This window comes from Arcobacter arenosus (genome assembly GCF_005771535.1).
Taxonomy (GTDB): Bacteria; Campylobacterota; Campylobacteria; order Campylobacterales; family Arcobacteraceae; genus Halarcobacter; species Halarcobacter arenosus.
Genome location: NZ_VANU01000002.1, coordinates 262,109 through 277,528, shown reverse-complemented (window position 1 = coordinate 277,528; position 15,420 = coordinate 262,109). Strand labels below are relative to the sequence as shown.

The 15,420-nt window shown below is 29.4% G+C and carries 18 protein-coding genes; 4 read left to right on the top strand and 14 right to left on the bottom strand.

The window, feature by feature from the left end; all coding sequences use genetic code 11:
- Positions 1 to 9 precede the first annotated feature (9 nt).
- The 4 genes from FDK22_RS05860 to FDK22_RS05845 are packed head-to-tail and all read left to right on the top strand — an operon-like array spanning position 10 to position 3,428.
- On the top strand, positions 10 to 450 hold the full coding sequence (locus FDK22_RS05860; RefSeq protein WP_138151978.1) for a cupin domain-containing protein: 441 nt from the start codon (positions 10 to 12) through the stop codon (positions 448 to 450).
- 5 nt (positions 451 to 455) lie between these two features.
- Complete coding sequence (locus FDK22_RS05855; protein ID WP_138151977.1) at positions 456 to 1,619, top strand: NAD(P)-dependent alcohol dehydrogenase; 1,164 nt, start codon at positions 456 to 458, stop codon at positions 1,617 to 1,619.
- Between the two features lie 14 nt (positions 1,620 to 1,633).
- Positions 1,634 to 2,359: an SDR family NAD(P)-dependent oxidoreductase gene (locus FDK22_RS05850; protein WP_138151976.1), complete on the top strand. Its 726-nt coding sequence runs from the start codon at positions 1,634 to 1,636 to the stop codon at positions 2,357 to 2,359.
- A 7-nt stretch (positions 2,360 to 2,366) separates the two neighbouring features.
- The gene (locus FDK22_RS05845) at positions 2,367 to 3,428 is read left to right on the top strand and encodes an MBL fold metallo-hydrolase (RefSeq protein ID WP_138151975.1); all 1,062 of its coding nucleotides are present in this window, start codon (positions 2,367 to 2,369) and stop codon (positions 3,426 to 3,428) included.
- A gap of 4 nt (positions 3,429 to 3,432) precedes the next feature.
- On the opposite strand, the gene FDK22_RS05840 is transcribed toward FDK22_RS05845, so the two are convergent.
- The 14 genes from FDK22_RS05840 to modA all read right to left on the bottom strand — a co-directional run bounded on the left by FDK22_RS05840 (position 3,433) and on the right by modA (position 15,407).
- The gene (locus FDK22_RS05840) at positions 3,433 to 3,942 is read right to left on the bottom strand and encodes a hypothetical protein (protein ID WP_138151974.1); all 510 of its coding nucleotides are present in this window, start codon (positions 3,940 to 3,942) and stop codon (positions 3,433 to 3,435) included.
- Complete coding sequence (locus FDK22_RS05835; RefSeq protein ID WP_138151973.1) at positions 3,932 to 5,479, bottom strand: sigma-54-dependent Fis family transcriptional regulator; 1,548 nt, start codon at positions 5,477 to 5,479, stop codon at positions 3,932 to 3,934. Before FDK22_RS05835 ends, FDK22_RS05840 begins: the two co-directional genes overlap by 11 nt.
- Before the next feature lie 117 nt (positions 5,480 to 5,596).
- Positions 5,597 to 5,806, bottom strand: coding sequence for a putative nitrogen fixation protein NifT (gene nifT, locus FDK22_RS05830; RefSeq protein ID WP_138151972.1), 210 nt, complete (start codon positions 5,804 to 5,806; stop codon positions 5,597 to 5,599).
- A gap of 26 nt (positions 5,807 to 5,832) precedes the next feature.
- The gene (locus tag FDK22_RS05825) at positions 5,833 to 7,479 is read right to left on the bottom strand and encodes an L-aspartate oxidase (protein ID WP_138151971.1); all 1,647 of its coding nucleotides are present in this window, start codon (positions 7,477 to 7,479) and stop codon (positions 5,833 to 5,835) included.
- 10 nt (positions 7,480 to 7,489) lie between these two features.
- On the bottom strand, positions 7,490 to 8,599 hold the full coding sequence (locus FDK22_RS05820; protein WP_138151970.1) for an aldo/keto reductase: 1,110 nt from the start codon (positions 8,597 to 8,599) through the stop codon (positions 7,490 to 7,492).
- 123 nt (positions 8,600 to 8,722) lie between these two features.
- Entirely contained in the window at positions 8,723 to 8,848 is a 126-nt protein-coding gene (locus FDK22_RS15885) for a hypothetical protein (RefSeq protein WP_276309171.1), read from the bottom strand.
- Between the two features lie 42 nt (positions 8,849 to 8,890).
- Positions 8,891 to 9,739 (bottom strand): ABC transporter ATP-binding protein, encoded by an 849-nt coding sequence (locus FDK22_RS05815; RefSeq protein WP_138151969.1) that lies wholly within the window; start codon positions 9,737 to 9,739, stop codon positions 8,891 to 8,893.
- Between the two features lie 9 nt (positions 9,740 to 9,748).
- Entirely contained in the window at positions 9,749 to 11,191 is a 1,443-nt protein-coding gene (locus FDK22_RS05810; RefSeq protein WP_212744983.1) for an FAD-dependent oxidoreductase, read from the bottom strand.
- Positions 11,192 to 11,196: 5 nt separating this feature from the next.
- The gene (locus tag FDK22_RS05805) at positions 11,197 to 11,874 is read right to left on the bottom strand and encodes a phosphoglycolate phosphatase (RefSeq protein WP_138151968.1); all 678 of its coding nucleotides are present in this window, start codon (positions 11,872 to 11,874) and stop codon (positions 11,197 to 11,199) included.
- Between the two features lie 20 nt (positions 11,875 to 11,894).
- Positions 11,895 to 12,248 carry a DsrE family protein gene (locus FDK22_RS05800; RefSeq protein ID WP_138151967.1) on the bottom strand — a complete coding sequence of 118 codons (354 nt, stop codon included), beginning with the start codon at positions 12,246 to 12,248 and terminating at the stop codon, positions 11,895 to 11,897.
- 3 nt (positions 12,249 to 12,251) lie between these two features.
- Positions 12,252 to 13,532, bottom strand: coding sequence for an ATP-binding protein (locus FDK22_RS05795; RefSeq protein WP_138151966.1), 1,281 nt, complete (start codon positions 13,530 to 13,532; stop codon positions 12,252 to 12,254).
- Between the two features lie 60 nt (positions 13,533 to 13,592).
- The gene (modB, locus tag FDK22_RS05790; protein ID WP_138151965.1) at positions 13,593 to 14,276 is read right to left on the bottom strand and encodes a molybdate ABC transporter permease subunit; all 684 of its coding nucleotides are present in this window, start codon (positions 14,274 to 14,276) and stop codon (positions 13,593 to 13,595) included.
- Positions 14,269 to 14,670 (bottom strand): transporter, encoded by a 402-nt coding sequence (locus FDK22_RS05785; RefSeq protein WP_138151964.1) that lies wholly within the window; start codon positions 14,668 to 14,670, stop codon positions 14,269 to 14,271. Before FDK22_RS05785 ends, modB begins: the two co-directional genes overlap by 8 nt.
- Positions 14,667 to 15,407 (bottom strand): molybdate ABC transporter substrate-binding protein, encoded by a 741-nt coding sequence (modA, locus tag FDK22_RS05780; protein WP_138151963.1) that lies wholly within the window; start codon positions 15,405 to 15,407, stop codon positions 14,667 to 14,669. Before modA ends, FDK22_RS05785 begins: the two co-directional genes overlap by 4 nt.
- Positions 15,408 to 15,420: the final 13 nt, after the last annotated feature.

Below are 15,420 nucleotides of genomic sequence, written 5' to 3'. Positions count from 1 at the left end.
AAGGACAATATGAAATATTTAAATAAAGAAGAATTTGAAAAAGTAAATATGTTTGGAATAGGCGTTCCTAATATTGATTATGCAAAATATTTTATTGGAGATTCATTTCTAAACTTTTTAGTAAAACCAGGAGAAACTCCAATTTTTTTAGCAAATGTGACTTTTGAACCGGGATGTAGAAACAATTGGCATAAACACTTATCAAAAAGTGGTGGTGGTCAAATGTTAATTTGTACAGCAGGTGAAGGATGGTTAGTGTTAGAAGGACAAGAACCACAAGAACTAAAAGAGGGTTCAATTGGGATAATTCCTCCTAATACTAAGCATTGGCATGGAGCTAAAAAAGATAGTTGGTTTAGCCATATCTCTGTTGAAGTTCCAGGAGAGAAAACTTCAAATGAATGGTTAGAACCAGTAGAGGATGAGTATTACAATAGTTTAAAAGGCTAGTAATCATGGAAAAAACAAAAAAACAAGAACAATCGAGAAGAGAGTTTTTAAAGAACTCAGCAATTATATCGACTGGAGTAGCTCTTACTTCAAGCCCTATAAATATATTAGCAAAGGAAGAAAATAAAATGAATTACGTAGAAACAAAAGGTTATGCAGCATTTGATGAGTCTGGTGAAATTAAACCATATACTTTTAAAAGAAGACCAGTAGGTGATAATGATATTTTAATTGAGATAAAAGCAGCAAGTATTTGTCACTCTGATATTCACCAAGAAAAAGGTCACTGGGGGAAACAACAATATCCACAAGTTCCAGGGCATGAAATTGCTGGTATAGTAACAGCTATTGGAAAAGATGTTACTAAATTTAAAGTGGGAGACAGAGCAGGTGTTGGTTGTATGGTTGATGGATGTACAACTTGTGAAGAAGAACAATATGAAAGTAATACATTGTTTACTTATGGTTATCCTGATGACAGAGAACCTACTAGAATCACTCAAGGTGGTTACTCAAAAGAGATTGTTGTAAGAGATCACTTTGCAGTACATTTACCTGATGGTGTAAGTTTTGAAAAAGCTGCTCCACTTTTATGTGCAGGAATCACAACATATTCACCACTTATAAAAGCAGATATTAAAAAAGGTGACAAAGTTGGAGTTGCAGGAATTGGTGGACTAGGTCATATGGCTGTTAAAATTGCTGTATCAAAAGGTGCAGAGGTTTATGCCTTTACAACAAGTGCTGACAAAGTAGAAGATATCAAAGGTTTTGGAGCAAAAGAGGTTATTGTTGTTGATGATGAGTTAAAAAGTCTTCAAGAATATACTGGACAGTTAGACTATATGATTTCTACAATTCCTTACCAATTTAATGTTGCTGCATATGCAAATGTTGTAAAACCATATGGTTACTTTACTATGGTTGGTATGCCAGTAGGTTTTGAACTTACACTAAGTAATATTGGACTTGCATTTAATAGAGTTAACTTCAATGCATCATTAATTGGTGGGATGAAAGAGACTCAAGAAATGGTAGATTATTGTGTAGCTAATGATGTATTACCAGAGATTCAAATGATTAAAGCTAGTGAAATCACTCAAGCATGGAAAAATGTTGAAGATAAAAAAGCTAGATATAGATACGTTATAGATACAGCTACTATCTAGATTAAATAGAAACAATGTCAAAAATATTTATAACAGGTTCATCTGATGGAATTGGCTTAGAAACGGCAAGGCAGTTAGTAAGCCTTGGCCATGAAGTTGTTTTCCATGCAAAAGATAAACAAAGAGCTATGCAAATTAAGGCTTATTTTAAAATAGATGTAAAAATATTAATAGCCGATTTAAATAATTTAGATGAAACAAAAATCTTAGCAGATGAACTAAACCTTTTAGGAGGATTTGACACCATTATTCATAATGCTGGTGTTTTAAATGAGGATAAAAAAACAATATTTAAAGTGAATGTTTTGGCACCATTTGTTCTAACAGCTTTAATTTCTAAGCCAAAGCAGGTTTTATATATTGGTTCAAATATGCATCCTCAAGGAGATATTGATTTAGAGATGTTGAAAATTGACCAGGCAGTTGATTACTCAACATCAAAATTAATGATTTTGATGTTGGGTTTAGCTGCTTCAAGAGTATTAAAAGATACTCGTTTTAACATAGTTGACCCAGGTTGGGTTAAAACAAAAATGGCAAATTACAATGCACCTGATAGTTTAGAAGATGGCAGTAAGACCCAAGTTTGGTTAGCTTCAAATGAAGAATTAACATTTAATGGAAAATATTTTTATCATCTTCAAGAAACTAAATACTCTTCAAAGGCAGATGATATAAACCTGCAAGATAATCTAATAAAATTTTATGAAGAGATTTCAGGTGTTGATCTAATAAATTAGGATAATTATGCGATTTCTACTAATAGTTTTATGTACAGGAGTTATTATGGCGGGATGTTGTTCTCAAAAAAATTTAGATTCACAATATGAAAATTTAGAACATTATCAAAATGGAAAATTCAAAAATACACAAATAGAATATAAGTCAGATTTCTCCTCTTTCTTATCAAATGTATGGAAGTTTATTACTAACGATTCAAAAAATAAAATACCTAAAGAAAATACTATTCCAGTAAATAAACTTACAAAAGAAAATATTTTAAATATGCCTAATAATTCTATGATTAGAATTATTCATTCTACACTATTATTTAAACTTGATAATAAATATATTTTAACAGACCCTGTGTTTTCAGAAAAAATTACACCTTTTCCATTTGTAGCTCCAAAAAGATTTCATGAATTACCAATTACCATTGAAGAGTTACCATTTATAGATATTATAATTATTTCCCATAATCATTATGACCATTTAGATGAGCCAAGTATAAAAAAACTAAAAGATAAAGTAGGTAACTTCTACACAACCCTTGGAATAAAAAAACAATTAATAGATTTTGGGGTAGATACAATGAAAATTTGTGAACTTGACTGGTGGCAATCTTGTACTAATAAAACTATAAAAATTACAGCTACTCCAGCCCAACATTTTTCAGGTCGTGGTTTATTTGATAGAAACGATACTTTATGGGCATCTTGGGTAATTAAATCAAAAGATACAAATATATTTTTTAGTGCTGATACAGGTTATTTTGAAGGATTTAAGAAAATTGCTGAAAAATACGGACCTTTTGATATGGCATTTTTAGAAGCAGGAGCTTATAATGAAAGCTGGAAAGAGATTCATATGATGCCAAAAGAAACAATTCAAGCTTTCAAAGATTTAAATGCAAATATTTTATTCCCCATTCACAACAGTAGTTTTAAACTATCAATGCATCCTTGGAATGAGCCTTTAGAGATAATAAATAAGTTAGCAAAGAAAGATGATATAAAAGTTAGTCATCCCAAAATGGGTGAAATAATCCCACTTTTAGAATATAAAAAAACTGATATTTGGTGGGAATAGTCTGTTAACCGTGACAGCCTACTCCTGTATAAGATTGATATACTTTATTTAGTTCTATTCTGATTCTATCCATATCAAAAGGTGTTTCTAAATTTTCTGGCATATCAATATGATAAATTGCTCCATCTTTACCTATTAAAAACAATGATTTTGTAAGTTTATTTTCTAAACTTCCACTAATTATTTTTGTTCCATACATATCTGCAAAATCTTGGTTTACATCAAATATTGGAATAAGTTTTTTAAATTTTGGAAGTTCAATTTTTTCATTAAATAAAATATATGAAAATATTTCAACTTGTGCTTCATCCATAAATTCATCAAAAGCTAAAATCTCTTCTTTAAACTCTCCAAAGCTAGGGAAAGATAGAAAGATTTGAATCATTCTATTTTCACTTGCTTTTTTTAATATGATTTCATTACCTTCTATATCGACTGCTTCAACCTCTTCAGCCATATAACCAATATCTATAAACTCATCAGTTAATAAAAACTCTTTATTTTTATATTTCATTTGAGATTCCATATTTTTTGATTTTATAACCCATTTGTCTAAGTGTTATTCCAAGCTCTTTTGCCGCATTAGATTGATTAAAGTTATTGTTCTCCAATGCTGTTTCAATAGCTTCTTTTTCTATCTCTTCTAATGTTTTATTCTCCATTGGAATAGTTTTGTACTCTTTTTTAAGATTTAAATCATTTAGTGCAGGAAGTAAGAAAAGCATATCCATCTTATTCATATCTTCACTACCCATTAAAACAATTCTCTCAATAGTATTTTCTAATTCTCTTACATTTCCAGGCCAAGGATATTTACACAATATATCCATAGCTTCAGGTAATAAGCTAACAGGTTTTTTGTGATTTTTAATTGCCCTTTCTAGGAAGAATTCAACTAGTTGTCTAATATCATCACCCCTTTCTCTAAGTGGCGGTAAATCAATAGGGATAACATTTAATCTATAATATAAATCTTCCCTAAACTTTCCATCTTTTACCATTTGCTCTAAATTTCGATTGGTTGCAGCAACAAGTCTAACATTTACTTTAATAGTTTTACTTCCCCCAACTCTTTCAAATTCTCGCTCTTGTAAAACCCTTAATAGTTTTACTTGAGCAGAAGGAGAAATATCACCTATTTCATCTAAAAATAAAGTTCCCCCATCTGCAAGTTCGAATCTACCTTTTCTAGTTTCTCTTGCATCGGTAAAGGCACCTTTTTCATGACCAAAAAGTTCACTTTCAAGCAAAGAATCTGTAATTGCCGCACAATTTAGTTTTATAAAAGGTTCTTCTTTTCTTTTACTTCTTTTATGAATTGCAGCTGCAACTAACTCTTTACCTGTTCCCGTTTCTCCACGAACAAGTACAGTTACATCTGATTGCGCAATCCTTTGAATAACTTGGAATACCATATTCATTTTTGGACTATCTCCGATAATATCTCCAAAATTATGAACCTTTGAATCCCATTCCATTTTATAATAAAGTTTTAGTTCTTTTAATCTTTCTTTTTCGTTGACATTTAATTGAAAAGAATAGATTGCTTGGGCAAAAAGTGATGCGATAATTGTTAATATTCTTACACAATCTTCAAATCCAATTTCTGTTGTTTTTGTAATTGTTGCTCCTAATACACCAATAGTAGTATCTTCAACAACTAAAGGTACAGCAACATAAGAAAGATTATTAAAGTCTTTTTTCCCTGATTTATTTAAGTAAAGTGAATCACTATGTATATTTTCAATCACTATAGGTTCTTTTGACTGTGCCGCCATACCAGTAGCACCTTCTCCAATTTTATAGCTAGATAGTTTTTTTTGAATTGTTGTCATCTCAATAGAAGCAAAAACATTTAATTCTTCATCTTCTAAGATATGTACTGAACAATTTGTAAGGTTTAAAGAGTTTTTCAAAATTTTCATAGATTTTTCAATTGATGTTTGCAAATTATGTTGATTTGTAATCATCGCTGCAATATCATATAAAGTTGTTAACTCTTTTGTCGTAACACAGGTTTCACATGATCCTCTGTCGTCCATTAATGCCATTTGACGTCCTTTTAGGATTTAAATTAGATTTTACTACACAGTATAAGTATATAAGAAAGTGAACAGAATTATTATCAAAAACTGTTCACTATTTAGTCAATGTGAATATTTATTCAACTAGTCAGCAATTTTTTTACAAACTTCTTCTTTTGGTAAACTTTTAGGCCCTGGTTGTATCCACCATGTTTCACCATTAGATAACTCACACTCTCCGCCCCATTTTTCTTCACTATCAAATTCAAGTGTTTCTATTGTCTCTTCCATGTCTTTTTTTGCAACATAAAAATAGATTATCCCTTCACTCTCTCTTAACATAACTTTTGCCATTTTCAATTTCTCCTTTTTAAATTTATCTACACTTTATTTATAATAAGATTTCTAACCGTTGATAAAAAGCTTTTATCTTCAAGTTCTACTTTAAAAAAACCTTTTTGAAACTCTTTTATTAAAATAGATTTTGAGTAACTTTCATCTGTTTTAGGAAAATCTTTTCTATGATGACTTCCTCTACTCTCTTTTCTCTTTTTAGCTGATAAGATGATAGCTTCCGCCACTTCTAAAGCGTTTCTTAACTCCAAGATAGAAACAAGTTCTACATTATTTCTTTTTTCTTTATTTATACAATGAAGAGAATATGACTGATTCCGTAGATATTTTGCGTAATCAAAGGCTCTAATAAGAGATTCTTTAGTTCTTAAGATTCCAACATCATTAAACATAGAATTACCAAGGGAGATTCTAATTGCATTAAAATTTTTTGAGGTATCACCTTCGAATAATTTATCAATATTCTCAATATCTTTTATTACATAATTGTAATCTACTGGTAAGAAATCGGTCTTTTTAGAATATTCTAAAGCTTTTTTTCCCGCTAATTCCCCAAAAACAGTTCCCTCTAATAAAGAGTTTCCTCCAAGTCTATTTGCCCCATGAAGTCCTTCACAAGCCATCTCACCACAAGCATACAATCCTTTTATTTTTGTTTTTGTCATATTTGTTTCAACACCACCCATCGTATAATGGGCAACAGGTTTAATCTCAAGTAAATCTTTACTTAAATTTACCCCAACTTGATTATAGGCAACAGAATAAAGAGAAGGTAATTTTGTTTCTATTTTTTCTAAGGGTAAGTGTCTTAAATCAATAAATACCTTATGCCCTTTTTGTTTTTGTTCTAGTATAGCTTTTGCAATTTTATCTCTGGTTTCAAGTTCATTTACAAACCTTTCTCCATCGCTATTAATTAGGTAACCACCTTCGCCCCTTGCAGCTTCTGTTACAAGATAATTTGTTTTTGCAATACCTGTTGGGTGAAATTGAATAAACTCCATATCTTTCAAACTAAGTCCAGCCCTTAAACAAACAGCTAAAAGATCTCCTGTATAATCTTGTGCATTTGTAGAATTCCCTCTAAAAATCCCTGCATAACCACCACCAGCAAGAACTATTGCTTTTGCAGGATGAACAATTACCATTGAATCACTTCTTCTTAAAACCGTTACACCACTAATTGTTTTTTCATGGGTAGTTAAGTTTAAAACATATCTATTTACTAAAAAAGTAATCCCCAGAGATTTAGCCTTTTTTATAAGTGCTTGGGTGATAGCACTACCTGTTTTATCACCAACATAACAGGTTCTATTTATTCCTGCTCCACCAAATGGTCGTTGTGAAATATCCCCTTTTTCATCCCTATCAAAAGGAACTCCAAAACTTATCAATTTTGATATAATCTCTGATGCTTGATTACACATATATGTTATAGATTTTAAATCTCCTAAACCTTTAGAAGATTTGTAAGTATCATTTATATGGGATTGAATTGCTTCTTTATCATTTGAATCTAATACTGCATTAATCCCACCACTTGCCATAGAAGAGTTTGATTTAAAAATATTACCCTTGGTTATTATTGCTACTTTATTTGTTTGGGTTTTAGCTTCAATTGCTGCCATAAGTCCAGCTACACCTCCCCCAACTACAATTACATCATAAATCATCGTAAACTACTTATACTCTATACATTAGGTCATAGTTTGCTCTAGGGGTAGCTTTTATTTTTGTAATCTCTAAATTCTTTTTTATATGAATTGGGGCTTTTGAAGCAAAAAGCGAACTAATTATTCCTGGAGTTGAACGTACAAATTGTAGTGCTAATTGTATATCATTTTCTAAAACCATTTTTGAATCTAATAGGTAACCAGTTTCTGGTTTGAATGATTTTTTAAATAGATTCATTTGAAGTAAAGATGAACTTGAAATAACACCTATTTTTAATCTATGTGCAGCTTGTAGTAAAGTACACTCTTCCCCATTAACTTTTTGTGTTGGTAGAATGTAAATTGAAGTTTTTCCAATATTAAAAGGTGTTTGAATATATTTAAAATGGTGATTTTCTCCACCAACTTTTTTTGCAATATTAACCAAATCTTCTAAATTAATATTTTCTCCACTAATCTCACTAATAAAGCCATTCCATACAGCAACGCCATAGTTTTTGATAAGCCCCATAGTTACCATTTTTTCAAATCGTTTAAATATTGATTCAACTTTTTTTAGAAATTTATCATAACCTAATTTCAAAATTTGCATCTCAGGATTATGTAGATAATAGATATCAAAACAATCTATTCCCACATTTTCCAATGATTTTTTACATGACCACTCTATAAAATCTGCTGTTAAACAGTGTTGGTCTAATTCAATATCATCTTTGGTAGCTAGTTTAGCTTTTATGATTTTTTCATCTATCCATTCATAAGGATTTTCAGGAAAAGGATAATCTAATTGGATAAACCCTCCCTTTGAACAGATAATTAATTCTTCTCTTTTAATCTCATCTTCATCTAATAATTCTTTTAAAGCGATACCTATCTCTTTTTCACTTTGTCCATATCTATAATTACTTGCGGTATCAATAAGATTTATTCCACTTCTAATAGCTTCTTTTACACCTTCAATATAATGAAATACATAGTTCTCTTCTTTATATGGTTCTTTATTAAAAGTTCCAAGACCGAGTTTAGAAAATATTAAATCGTTATGTTTTATATAAAAGTCTTTATAATTTTTGAATTTTTTTGCAAAATTTAATGTATCATCAAATGTAGCTTCAGCCATAAAAGAAATCCTTCTTACAATTTTTGTAAAAACAAAAGAGTAAGGAGACATTAATTCCTTACTCTAATGAAATCTAATTTACAAAAGGTTAAAAAGATATATGCAAAAAGTGTTCCACTAAATTTATGAGTTTTTATATTTGTAGTTTGTATAAATAATTACACCTGCTGTGTAACACACTAAAATTCCAGGTAATAGAAATTGTTCAAGTAAAAACATCATCTCTCCTTTTTTTAAAAGGTAATGCAAATGATGTTCCTTGAACTATTTTTTAATTTACAATTTTGTAGATTAAGAGATTATTGGAGCAAAGGCCTTTGTACTTACATTTACTTTTTGCCCAATTACAAGGTTAGTAGCTTCCTCTTGGCTAATAACAATTTCAACTAATTGTTGCCCAATAGATACAATTGCCACATAAATCACATCCATTTTAACTATCTCCAAAAGTTCACCTTCAAAGGAAAATTTAGCACTTCCTGTTGTTTTTAGAAGTACTTTTTTAGCATCTCCATCATCGATTATTTTTCCTTGATTTAAAACTAAAACCCGATTACTCAATCTATATATTTCACTTGGGTCATGGCTTACCATAATCGTAGTTGTCTCAAACTCTTTATGAAGTTGTAATATCTCATTTTGAAGTTTTGTTCTCATAGCTGGATCTAAAGCAGATAAAGGCTCATCCATAAGTAAAAGTTTTGGTCTGTTCATCAAAGCTCTACATAAACTAACTCGCTGTTTTTGTCCCCCACTTAACATATTTGGAAGTCTTTTTTTTAGTTCAGATAGTTCTGTTATTTCAAGTAGATGATTAGCTAAGTCTAAATCTTTTTTTACATAAAGTAGATTTTCAAGAACGGTCATATTTGGAAATAGTGCATAATCTTGAAAGACAAATCCTATTTCTCTTTTTTGTGTTGGAAGTTTAATTTTATCATCTAACCAAATTTTATCATCTATTTTAATTATTCCAGAACCCTCTTCAAGTCCTGCAAGTATTCTTAAAAGTGTTGTTTTGCCACTTCCACTTAAACCACTTAATGCTATAAAATCACCTTTTTCTATCTCAAGGTTTACATCTAAAAGCATCTGACCATTTGAGCCATAAAGCTGTTTTTTTATATCTATTTGTATCATTTTTTAAACCTAATTAAGTTTTTTGTCATTTATAAGCATTGCTAACTCTTCGGGATAATCCCTTTGTTTTGCAATCTCTTTTGATAATGAATCTAATTTTTCTCTATCTTGAAACTTATCAAAAATCTGAGTTCTATTTTTATAAACATCACTTGGAAGAATAGAAAGTTCTATTAAACTTTTGATTATCATATCACTCATGGTTAAAACTGATGAAGCTTTTACAATCTCACATCTTGCATATCTTTCACTTTCAAAACATACATCTGCAGTTCTTAAACTAACCTCATCACCTGGAATTTGTTGTGCTCCATATAAAGGCTTTGAGGCAACCTCTACATTTTTGAAACTTGGAATAAATTGTTTAATATAATTAATTGCACTTTTTGTTCTATTTTCAATATCAGATTTTTCCCAACCTTGGGTAATCTTTTTCACAAATTTTTTTTCTAACTTTGGTTGGGAACTATTTTCACAACTTTTTGCTAAACCATTTTTAAAAAGGGTTATCTCTTCTGTCATCCCATGTATTTGAAAATGACCATTTGGATATGGAGTAAATTGAGCCATTCCTTGAGGGGTACCCCTTGTTCCATAAAAAATAACTTCAGGCCAAATAGTATCGCAGTCAGTCCATTTACTAACATATGCCGATTTAAACTCAACTAATCTTTTAGCTTTTACTTTAAGCATATCATCAATCTTACCTGTTCTAAAACCTGCTGCATTGATTATATAATCAAATCTTTGTTCATTTATTAATTCATTATTTTTAAATTCAATTACAAAATTTTTTAGACTTTCATCTTCTATAATATTGGAAACTGTAGTATTTAGTTTAATCTTTACATTTGACATTTCATCTAAAATCATTTTAGCACTTGCACTGAGTCTAAAAATATTTAAACCATACTCTTGTACCATTATCAAGGTATCTTTTATTTTATTAAGGTCTACATTTTTAGCAACAGGTATCATCCATTCATCAAAACTTTTAGGTTTTTTTACTGTTTTTTTCTCTTTTAATTTTTTTAATTCTTCTTTAGTATAAACTTTATAATAATCTTCAACTTTCCCTAAAACTTGATTTTTACTATCTTCATTTACAAGTTTTTTATACTCTTCTTTTAAAATATCAAGTCTTTTAAATAAATCTTTTGCCTCTCCATTATCAACGGTTGGGATGGCTAAAACTGTAGGTCTGTAGTCAATTACTTGTGGGTACATTCTTAATAATTCAATTGATTCTTTTAATAAAGTCACACAAGCTTCATCTGATATTTCTCGATAAAGGTTACCACCTGCATGAAGATGGCAAAAAGGAGGACCACTAACTATTGAGTTACCCCTTTCAAATAAAGTTACATCAAGGCCTAATTTTCCCAAATAAATTGCCGCTGTACTACCTGCTATTCCTGCACCAATAATTGCGATTTTCATCTTCTCTTGCATCTAAACTATAAAACCTCATTTAACTGCTTGAATTTATCACATATTATATTTGGTTCATAAATTTTTATATCCTCATCGTAGTTATAACCATAAGTCATGGCAATAGAATCCATATTTGCATTTTTTGCTGACAAAATATCGTTTTTAGAATCTCCAATCATCACACTTTCTTCCACTGTATAACCTAACTCTTCACAAATTCTAAGTAACATCATTGGGTCTGGCTTTTTTTTCTCAACGCTATTTCCACCAAGATAAAGTTTAAAATAGGATTTCAATTCAAATTTTTCTAAAATTGGTTCAATAAATTCATGGGGTTTATTTGTAGCTATGGCAAAACTATACTTTTTCTCTTTTAACTCTTCTAAAGTCTCTTCCACTCCCTCATAAAGGGTTGTATTCTTGGCAACATTTAGTGAATAATGGTCAAAAAAATACCCTAATGCCCTTGTAAAAACCTCTTCATTGAATTTTTCTTTATCTACAACTATATTGCCACATAAGGCTCTTTTTACAAGTTTTGAAGCGCCATTTCCAATCCATAGCCTTACACTTTCAATAGGAACAGGCTCCATATGAAGTTTCTCACGCATATAATTAACTGCCTCTGTTAAATCAGGGGCACTATCAATCAAAGTTCCGTCAAAATCAAATATTATTAGTTTTTTATTTTCTAGTTTCATAATTCTTTCTTTTACAATTTTTATACCGTTAGGGTTGCCCATTTTTTATCGTTTTGTAAAGCTTCATTTAAAAGCTCTCCCGTATGAACGCAAGGGACATTTATCTTTTCTAATTTTTTAACTGCTTTGTATTCTTCTGCGCAAACTATACAAGAACTAAATTCAACATTAGCTTTTTGTAGTTCTATAATTTTTTTTCTAAGCTTCTTTTTTGAAATTACAGTTTTAATTGAAGCTCCCCAAAACATAATGTGAACTCTTTTCCAATATCCCCTTGGAATAGAAACTCCACCATATAAAAGTGGGAATTTTAGTATTGAATCAATATTATCTGTTGAGATTATAATTAATAAATTCTCTTTTTTCTTTTTCATATTTTATACCTCTAATAGAAATTTATAAAGTGGTAATACAAATATCTTTTTATCTTCTATTTGTATTGTTTCATCTTCATCTTGTGTTATTAGATAACTTTCATTTAAATCAAAGTAATTCATAGCTTCAAGAAGTCCTTTTGTTTCTCTTTGTTTTGTTTTTTCATTTTCTATTTTAACGCTAACATTTACTAAAAACTCTTTGCCTTCTATCTTGGCATAAAAGTCAACTTCTTGTTTTTCTTTAAAGTAATATATCTCTTTAGTTTGGTTTCTAAGATGCAAAAATACTATATTTTCATAGAGTTTACTTTTATCTTCACCTATTGCATAGTCATATATTTTTTTAAAACCATTATCTATAGCATATATTTTTTTTGGATTTCTCTGTTCCTCTTTTATGGAGTTTCTATAAATTGGTACACTAAAAAGTGTATAAGCATCTTCTAAATGTGAAACATAGTTAAAAATAGTATCCTTTGAGAGCTTGAATCCTTGTGATTTAAACTCATTATAAAGTTTGTTGAAGCTAATTAATGTAGCAATATTTGTAAAGCAGTACTTATTTAAAGTTTTAAGTAGACTTCTGTTTGTAATATTGTATCTATCAACTATATCTTTGTAAACTATTAGTTCAAGATAGTCACTTAAGATTTTTCTACTTATGGTGTTATCTTCATTTATTGTTTCTGCAAAGCCACCATCTATAAGATAAGTTTCAAGGGCATTTTTGATAAATGACAAAGATTTTGAAGAGTGGATATTTATGTCTATTTGTTTATATCGTAAATATTCTTTAAAGGAAAATGGAAATATCTCATAACTTATAGTTCTTCCTCTTAAACTAGTTGCTATTTCAGAAGATAGAAGCTTGGCACTAGAACCTGTTATATAGATTGATATGTTTTCATTGTCGTAGATTCTTCTAACATAAGCTTCCCAATTCTCTACAACTTGAACTTCATCTAAAAAAAGATATATCTTTTCATTTTTTTTATTTGGATATAGTTCAAAATAGCTTTCTAGTAGTAAATCCAAAGATTTTAACTCTAAAGGATATAGCCTATCATCTTCAAAATTTATATATATGATATTTTCTCTTGGAGTCGTTTTTCGTAAATTATGTACTATGTCAAATAAAATACTACTTTTTCCACTTCGTCTTACACCAATTAAAGAGATAATTTTTTTACTATTTAATGGTATTTGATAATCTCTAGAGATAATTCCTGTAATATTTTTTTCAATAAAATCTGTAATAAGTCTTTTAAAAACATCTTTCATTTTTGTCCTTTTACACAAGGATAATTATAAATTTTTTTGTCCTTATTGTCAAGGATAAAATTAAATTCCAAATTTTTTATTTTGTTTTTGATTAAAGATATAAACACTTAGCAACACTAAAAAGCTTATAATAATCATAATACCACTATAAATATGAGCTTGAGTATAATCCATAATCTCAACAAATTCATAAATAGCAACTGATGCTACTTTTGTTTCTCCTGGGATACTTCCTCCCACCATTAAAACTACTCCAAACTCACCAACAGTATGTGCGAATGTTACAATAATAGCTGTTAATAATGCCGGTTTTATATTTGGAATAGCTATTTTAAATATAGTTTCAATTTTACCTTTACCTGCAACAAAACTAGCTTCTAACATATTTTTATTTAAACTTTCAAAGCCACTTTGAAGTGGTTGCACCATAAAAGGTAAAGAATAAAAGCAACTAGCTATTACAAGCCCTGTAAAATTAAAAACAAGTTTTATACCAAATGTTTCTTCAAAAAAACTTCCAATTGGTGAATTATATGACAAGGCCCAAAGAATATAAAAACCTAAAACAGAAGGTGGTAAAACAATTGGTAATGCAGTAATTGCTTCAATAAAAGGTTTATATTTTGACTTAGTTTGGGATAAATACCACGAAAGAGGTAATGCTATTATAAACAGTATTATAGTAGTAAAAAAAGCTAACTTAAAAGAGATAAGAAAGGGTTCAAAATCAAAATTTTCAATCATTTATTATCTCCTTTATAAATATATCACTTGCTTTTATTAAAATTAGAAATTCATCGTGTAATTGAAGGTTTAATTTTCTTAAACTTTCAGTTGTAAAAACAGATTCAATTAGAGTATATTTTGCTTCAAAAATTGCACTGCTTAAAAGTTTACCTTTATTTATACCTTTGATTCTTGCTTTAAACTGATTTGTAACACTTATATGTCCCGCAAAGTTTTTTGCAAAACTAACATGGGTAGGTTTAACTGCAAGAACAACTTTTGTTCCTACAGTTATTTTTTCATTAAGTTCTAAACTCATCATTTTGAGCTCTACTCCATAAAAATCAAAACTTACAATATGTAAAGACTCTACAGCGTCAATTTTTTTTACAATTACCTCTAATTTATTCATGGAACTAAATAACCAAACTCTTTAAATATTTTTTTTGCTTTTTCACCTAAAATAAAATCATAAAATGCTTTTGTATCTTTTGATGACTTTGCTTTACTTAATATTACTATACCTTGATTTATAGGTGTATATAGTTTGGGGTCAACATCTACCCAATTTGAGTTTTTTTCAAATTTTTTCATTTTTGAACTATATAATGAAGACTTTGCAATAAAACCTAAATCAGCTGCTGTAATTGCATAACTTACTGTTTGAGAGATAGATTCACCATAAACAAATTTCTTAGAAACATCAATATTCGCATTTTTTAAAGCTTCTACAGTTGCTTTCCCATAGGGTGCTGTTTTTGGGTTTGCAATTGCTATTTTTTTTATTTTATCTTCCTTTAAAAGTTCTAAGCCCTTTGAGAAATCAATTTTTTTTGCACTTAGTATTGCTAAACTTCCTTGGGCATAAACTATAGGCTTTGTAACTGCAATACCATCTTTTTCAAGGGCTTCAGGATATTTCATATTTGCAGCCATAAACAAATCGTATGGAGCACCATTTTTTATTTGAGCAGTTAGTTTTCCACTACTTCCTAAGGTTACTTGAACTTCTGTATCTGGATTTGTTTTATTAAACTCTTTTATTAAATCATCAATTGCATAACTTACATTTGCAGCAACTGCTATATTTATCTTTTCACCATAAAGTGATACCAAACCTAAAAACACAAATATTAAAACCTTTTTCATCTATTCTCCTTTT

Excerpts from the sequence above, each read along its gene's own strand:
- FDK22_RS05860 (WP_138151978.1), top strand. The coding sequence starts at position 10 with ATGAAATATTTAAATAAAGAAGAATTTGAAAAAGTAAATATGTTTGGA.
- FDK22_RS05855 (WP_138151977.1), top strand. The coding sequence starts at position 456 with ATGGAAAAAACAAAAAAACAAGAACAATCGAGAAGAGAGTTTTTAAAG.
- FDK22_RS05850 (WP_138151976.1), top strand. The coding sequence starts at position 1,634 with ATGTCAAAAATATTTATAACAGGTTCATCTGATGGAATTGGCTTAGAA.
- FDK22_RS05845 (WP_138151975.1), top strand. The coding sequence starts at position 2,367 with ATGCGATTTCTACTAATAGTTTTATGTACAGGAGTTATTATGGCGGGA.
- FDK22_RS05840 (WP_138151974.1), bottom strand. The coding sequence starts at position 3,942 with ATGAAATATAAAAATAAAGAGTTTTTATTAACTGATGAGTTTATAGAT.
- FDK22_RS05835 (WP_138151973.1), bottom strand. The coding sequence starts at position 5,479 with ATGGCATTAATGGACGACAGAGGATCATGTGAAACCTGTGTTACGACA.
- nifT (WP_138151972.1), bottom strand. The coding sequence starts at position 5,806 with ATGGCAAAAGTTATGTTAAGAGAGAGTGAAGGGATAATCTATTTTTAT.
- FDK22_RS05825 (WP_138151971.1), bottom strand. The coding sequence starts at position 7,479 with ATGATTTATGATGTAATTGTAGTTGGGGGAGGTGTAGCTGGACTTATG.
- FDK22_RS05820 (WP_138151970.1), bottom strand. The coding sequence starts at position 8,599 with ATGGCTGAAGCTACATTTGATGATACATTAAATTTTGCAAAAAAATTC.
- FDK22_RS05815 (WP_138151969.1), bottom strand. The coding sequence starts at position 9,739 with ATGATACAAATAGATATAAAAAAACAGCTTTATGGCTCAAATGGTCAG.
- FDK22_RS05810 (WP_212744983.1), bottom strand. The coding sequence starts at position 11,191 with ATGCAAGAGAAGATGAAAATCGCAATTATTGGTGCAGGAATAGCAGGT.
- FDK22_RS05805 (WP_138151968.1), bottom strand. The coding sequence starts at position 11,874 with ATGAAACTAGAAAATAAAAAACTAATAATATTTGATTTTGACGGAACT.
- FDK22_RS05800 (WP_138151967.1), bottom strand. The coding sequence starts at position 12,248 with ATGAAAAAGAAAAAAGAGAATTTATTAATTATAATCTCAACAGATAAT.
- FDK22_RS05795 (WP_138151966.1), bottom strand. The coding sequence starts at position 13,532 with ATGAAAGATGTTTTTAAAAGACTTATTACAGATTTTATTGAAAAAAAT.
- modB (WP_138151965.1), bottom strand. The coding sequence starts at position 14,276 with ATGATTGAAAATTTTGATTTTGAACCCTTTCTTATCTCTTTTAAGTTA.
- FDK22_RS05785 (WP_138151964.1), bottom strand. The coding sequence starts at position 14,670 with ATGAATAAATTAGAGGTAATTGTAAAAAAAATTGACGCTGTAGAGTCT.
- modA (WP_138151963.1), bottom strand. The coding sequence starts at position 15,407 with ATGAAAAAGGTTTTAATATTTGTGTTTTTAGGTTTGGTATCACTTTAT.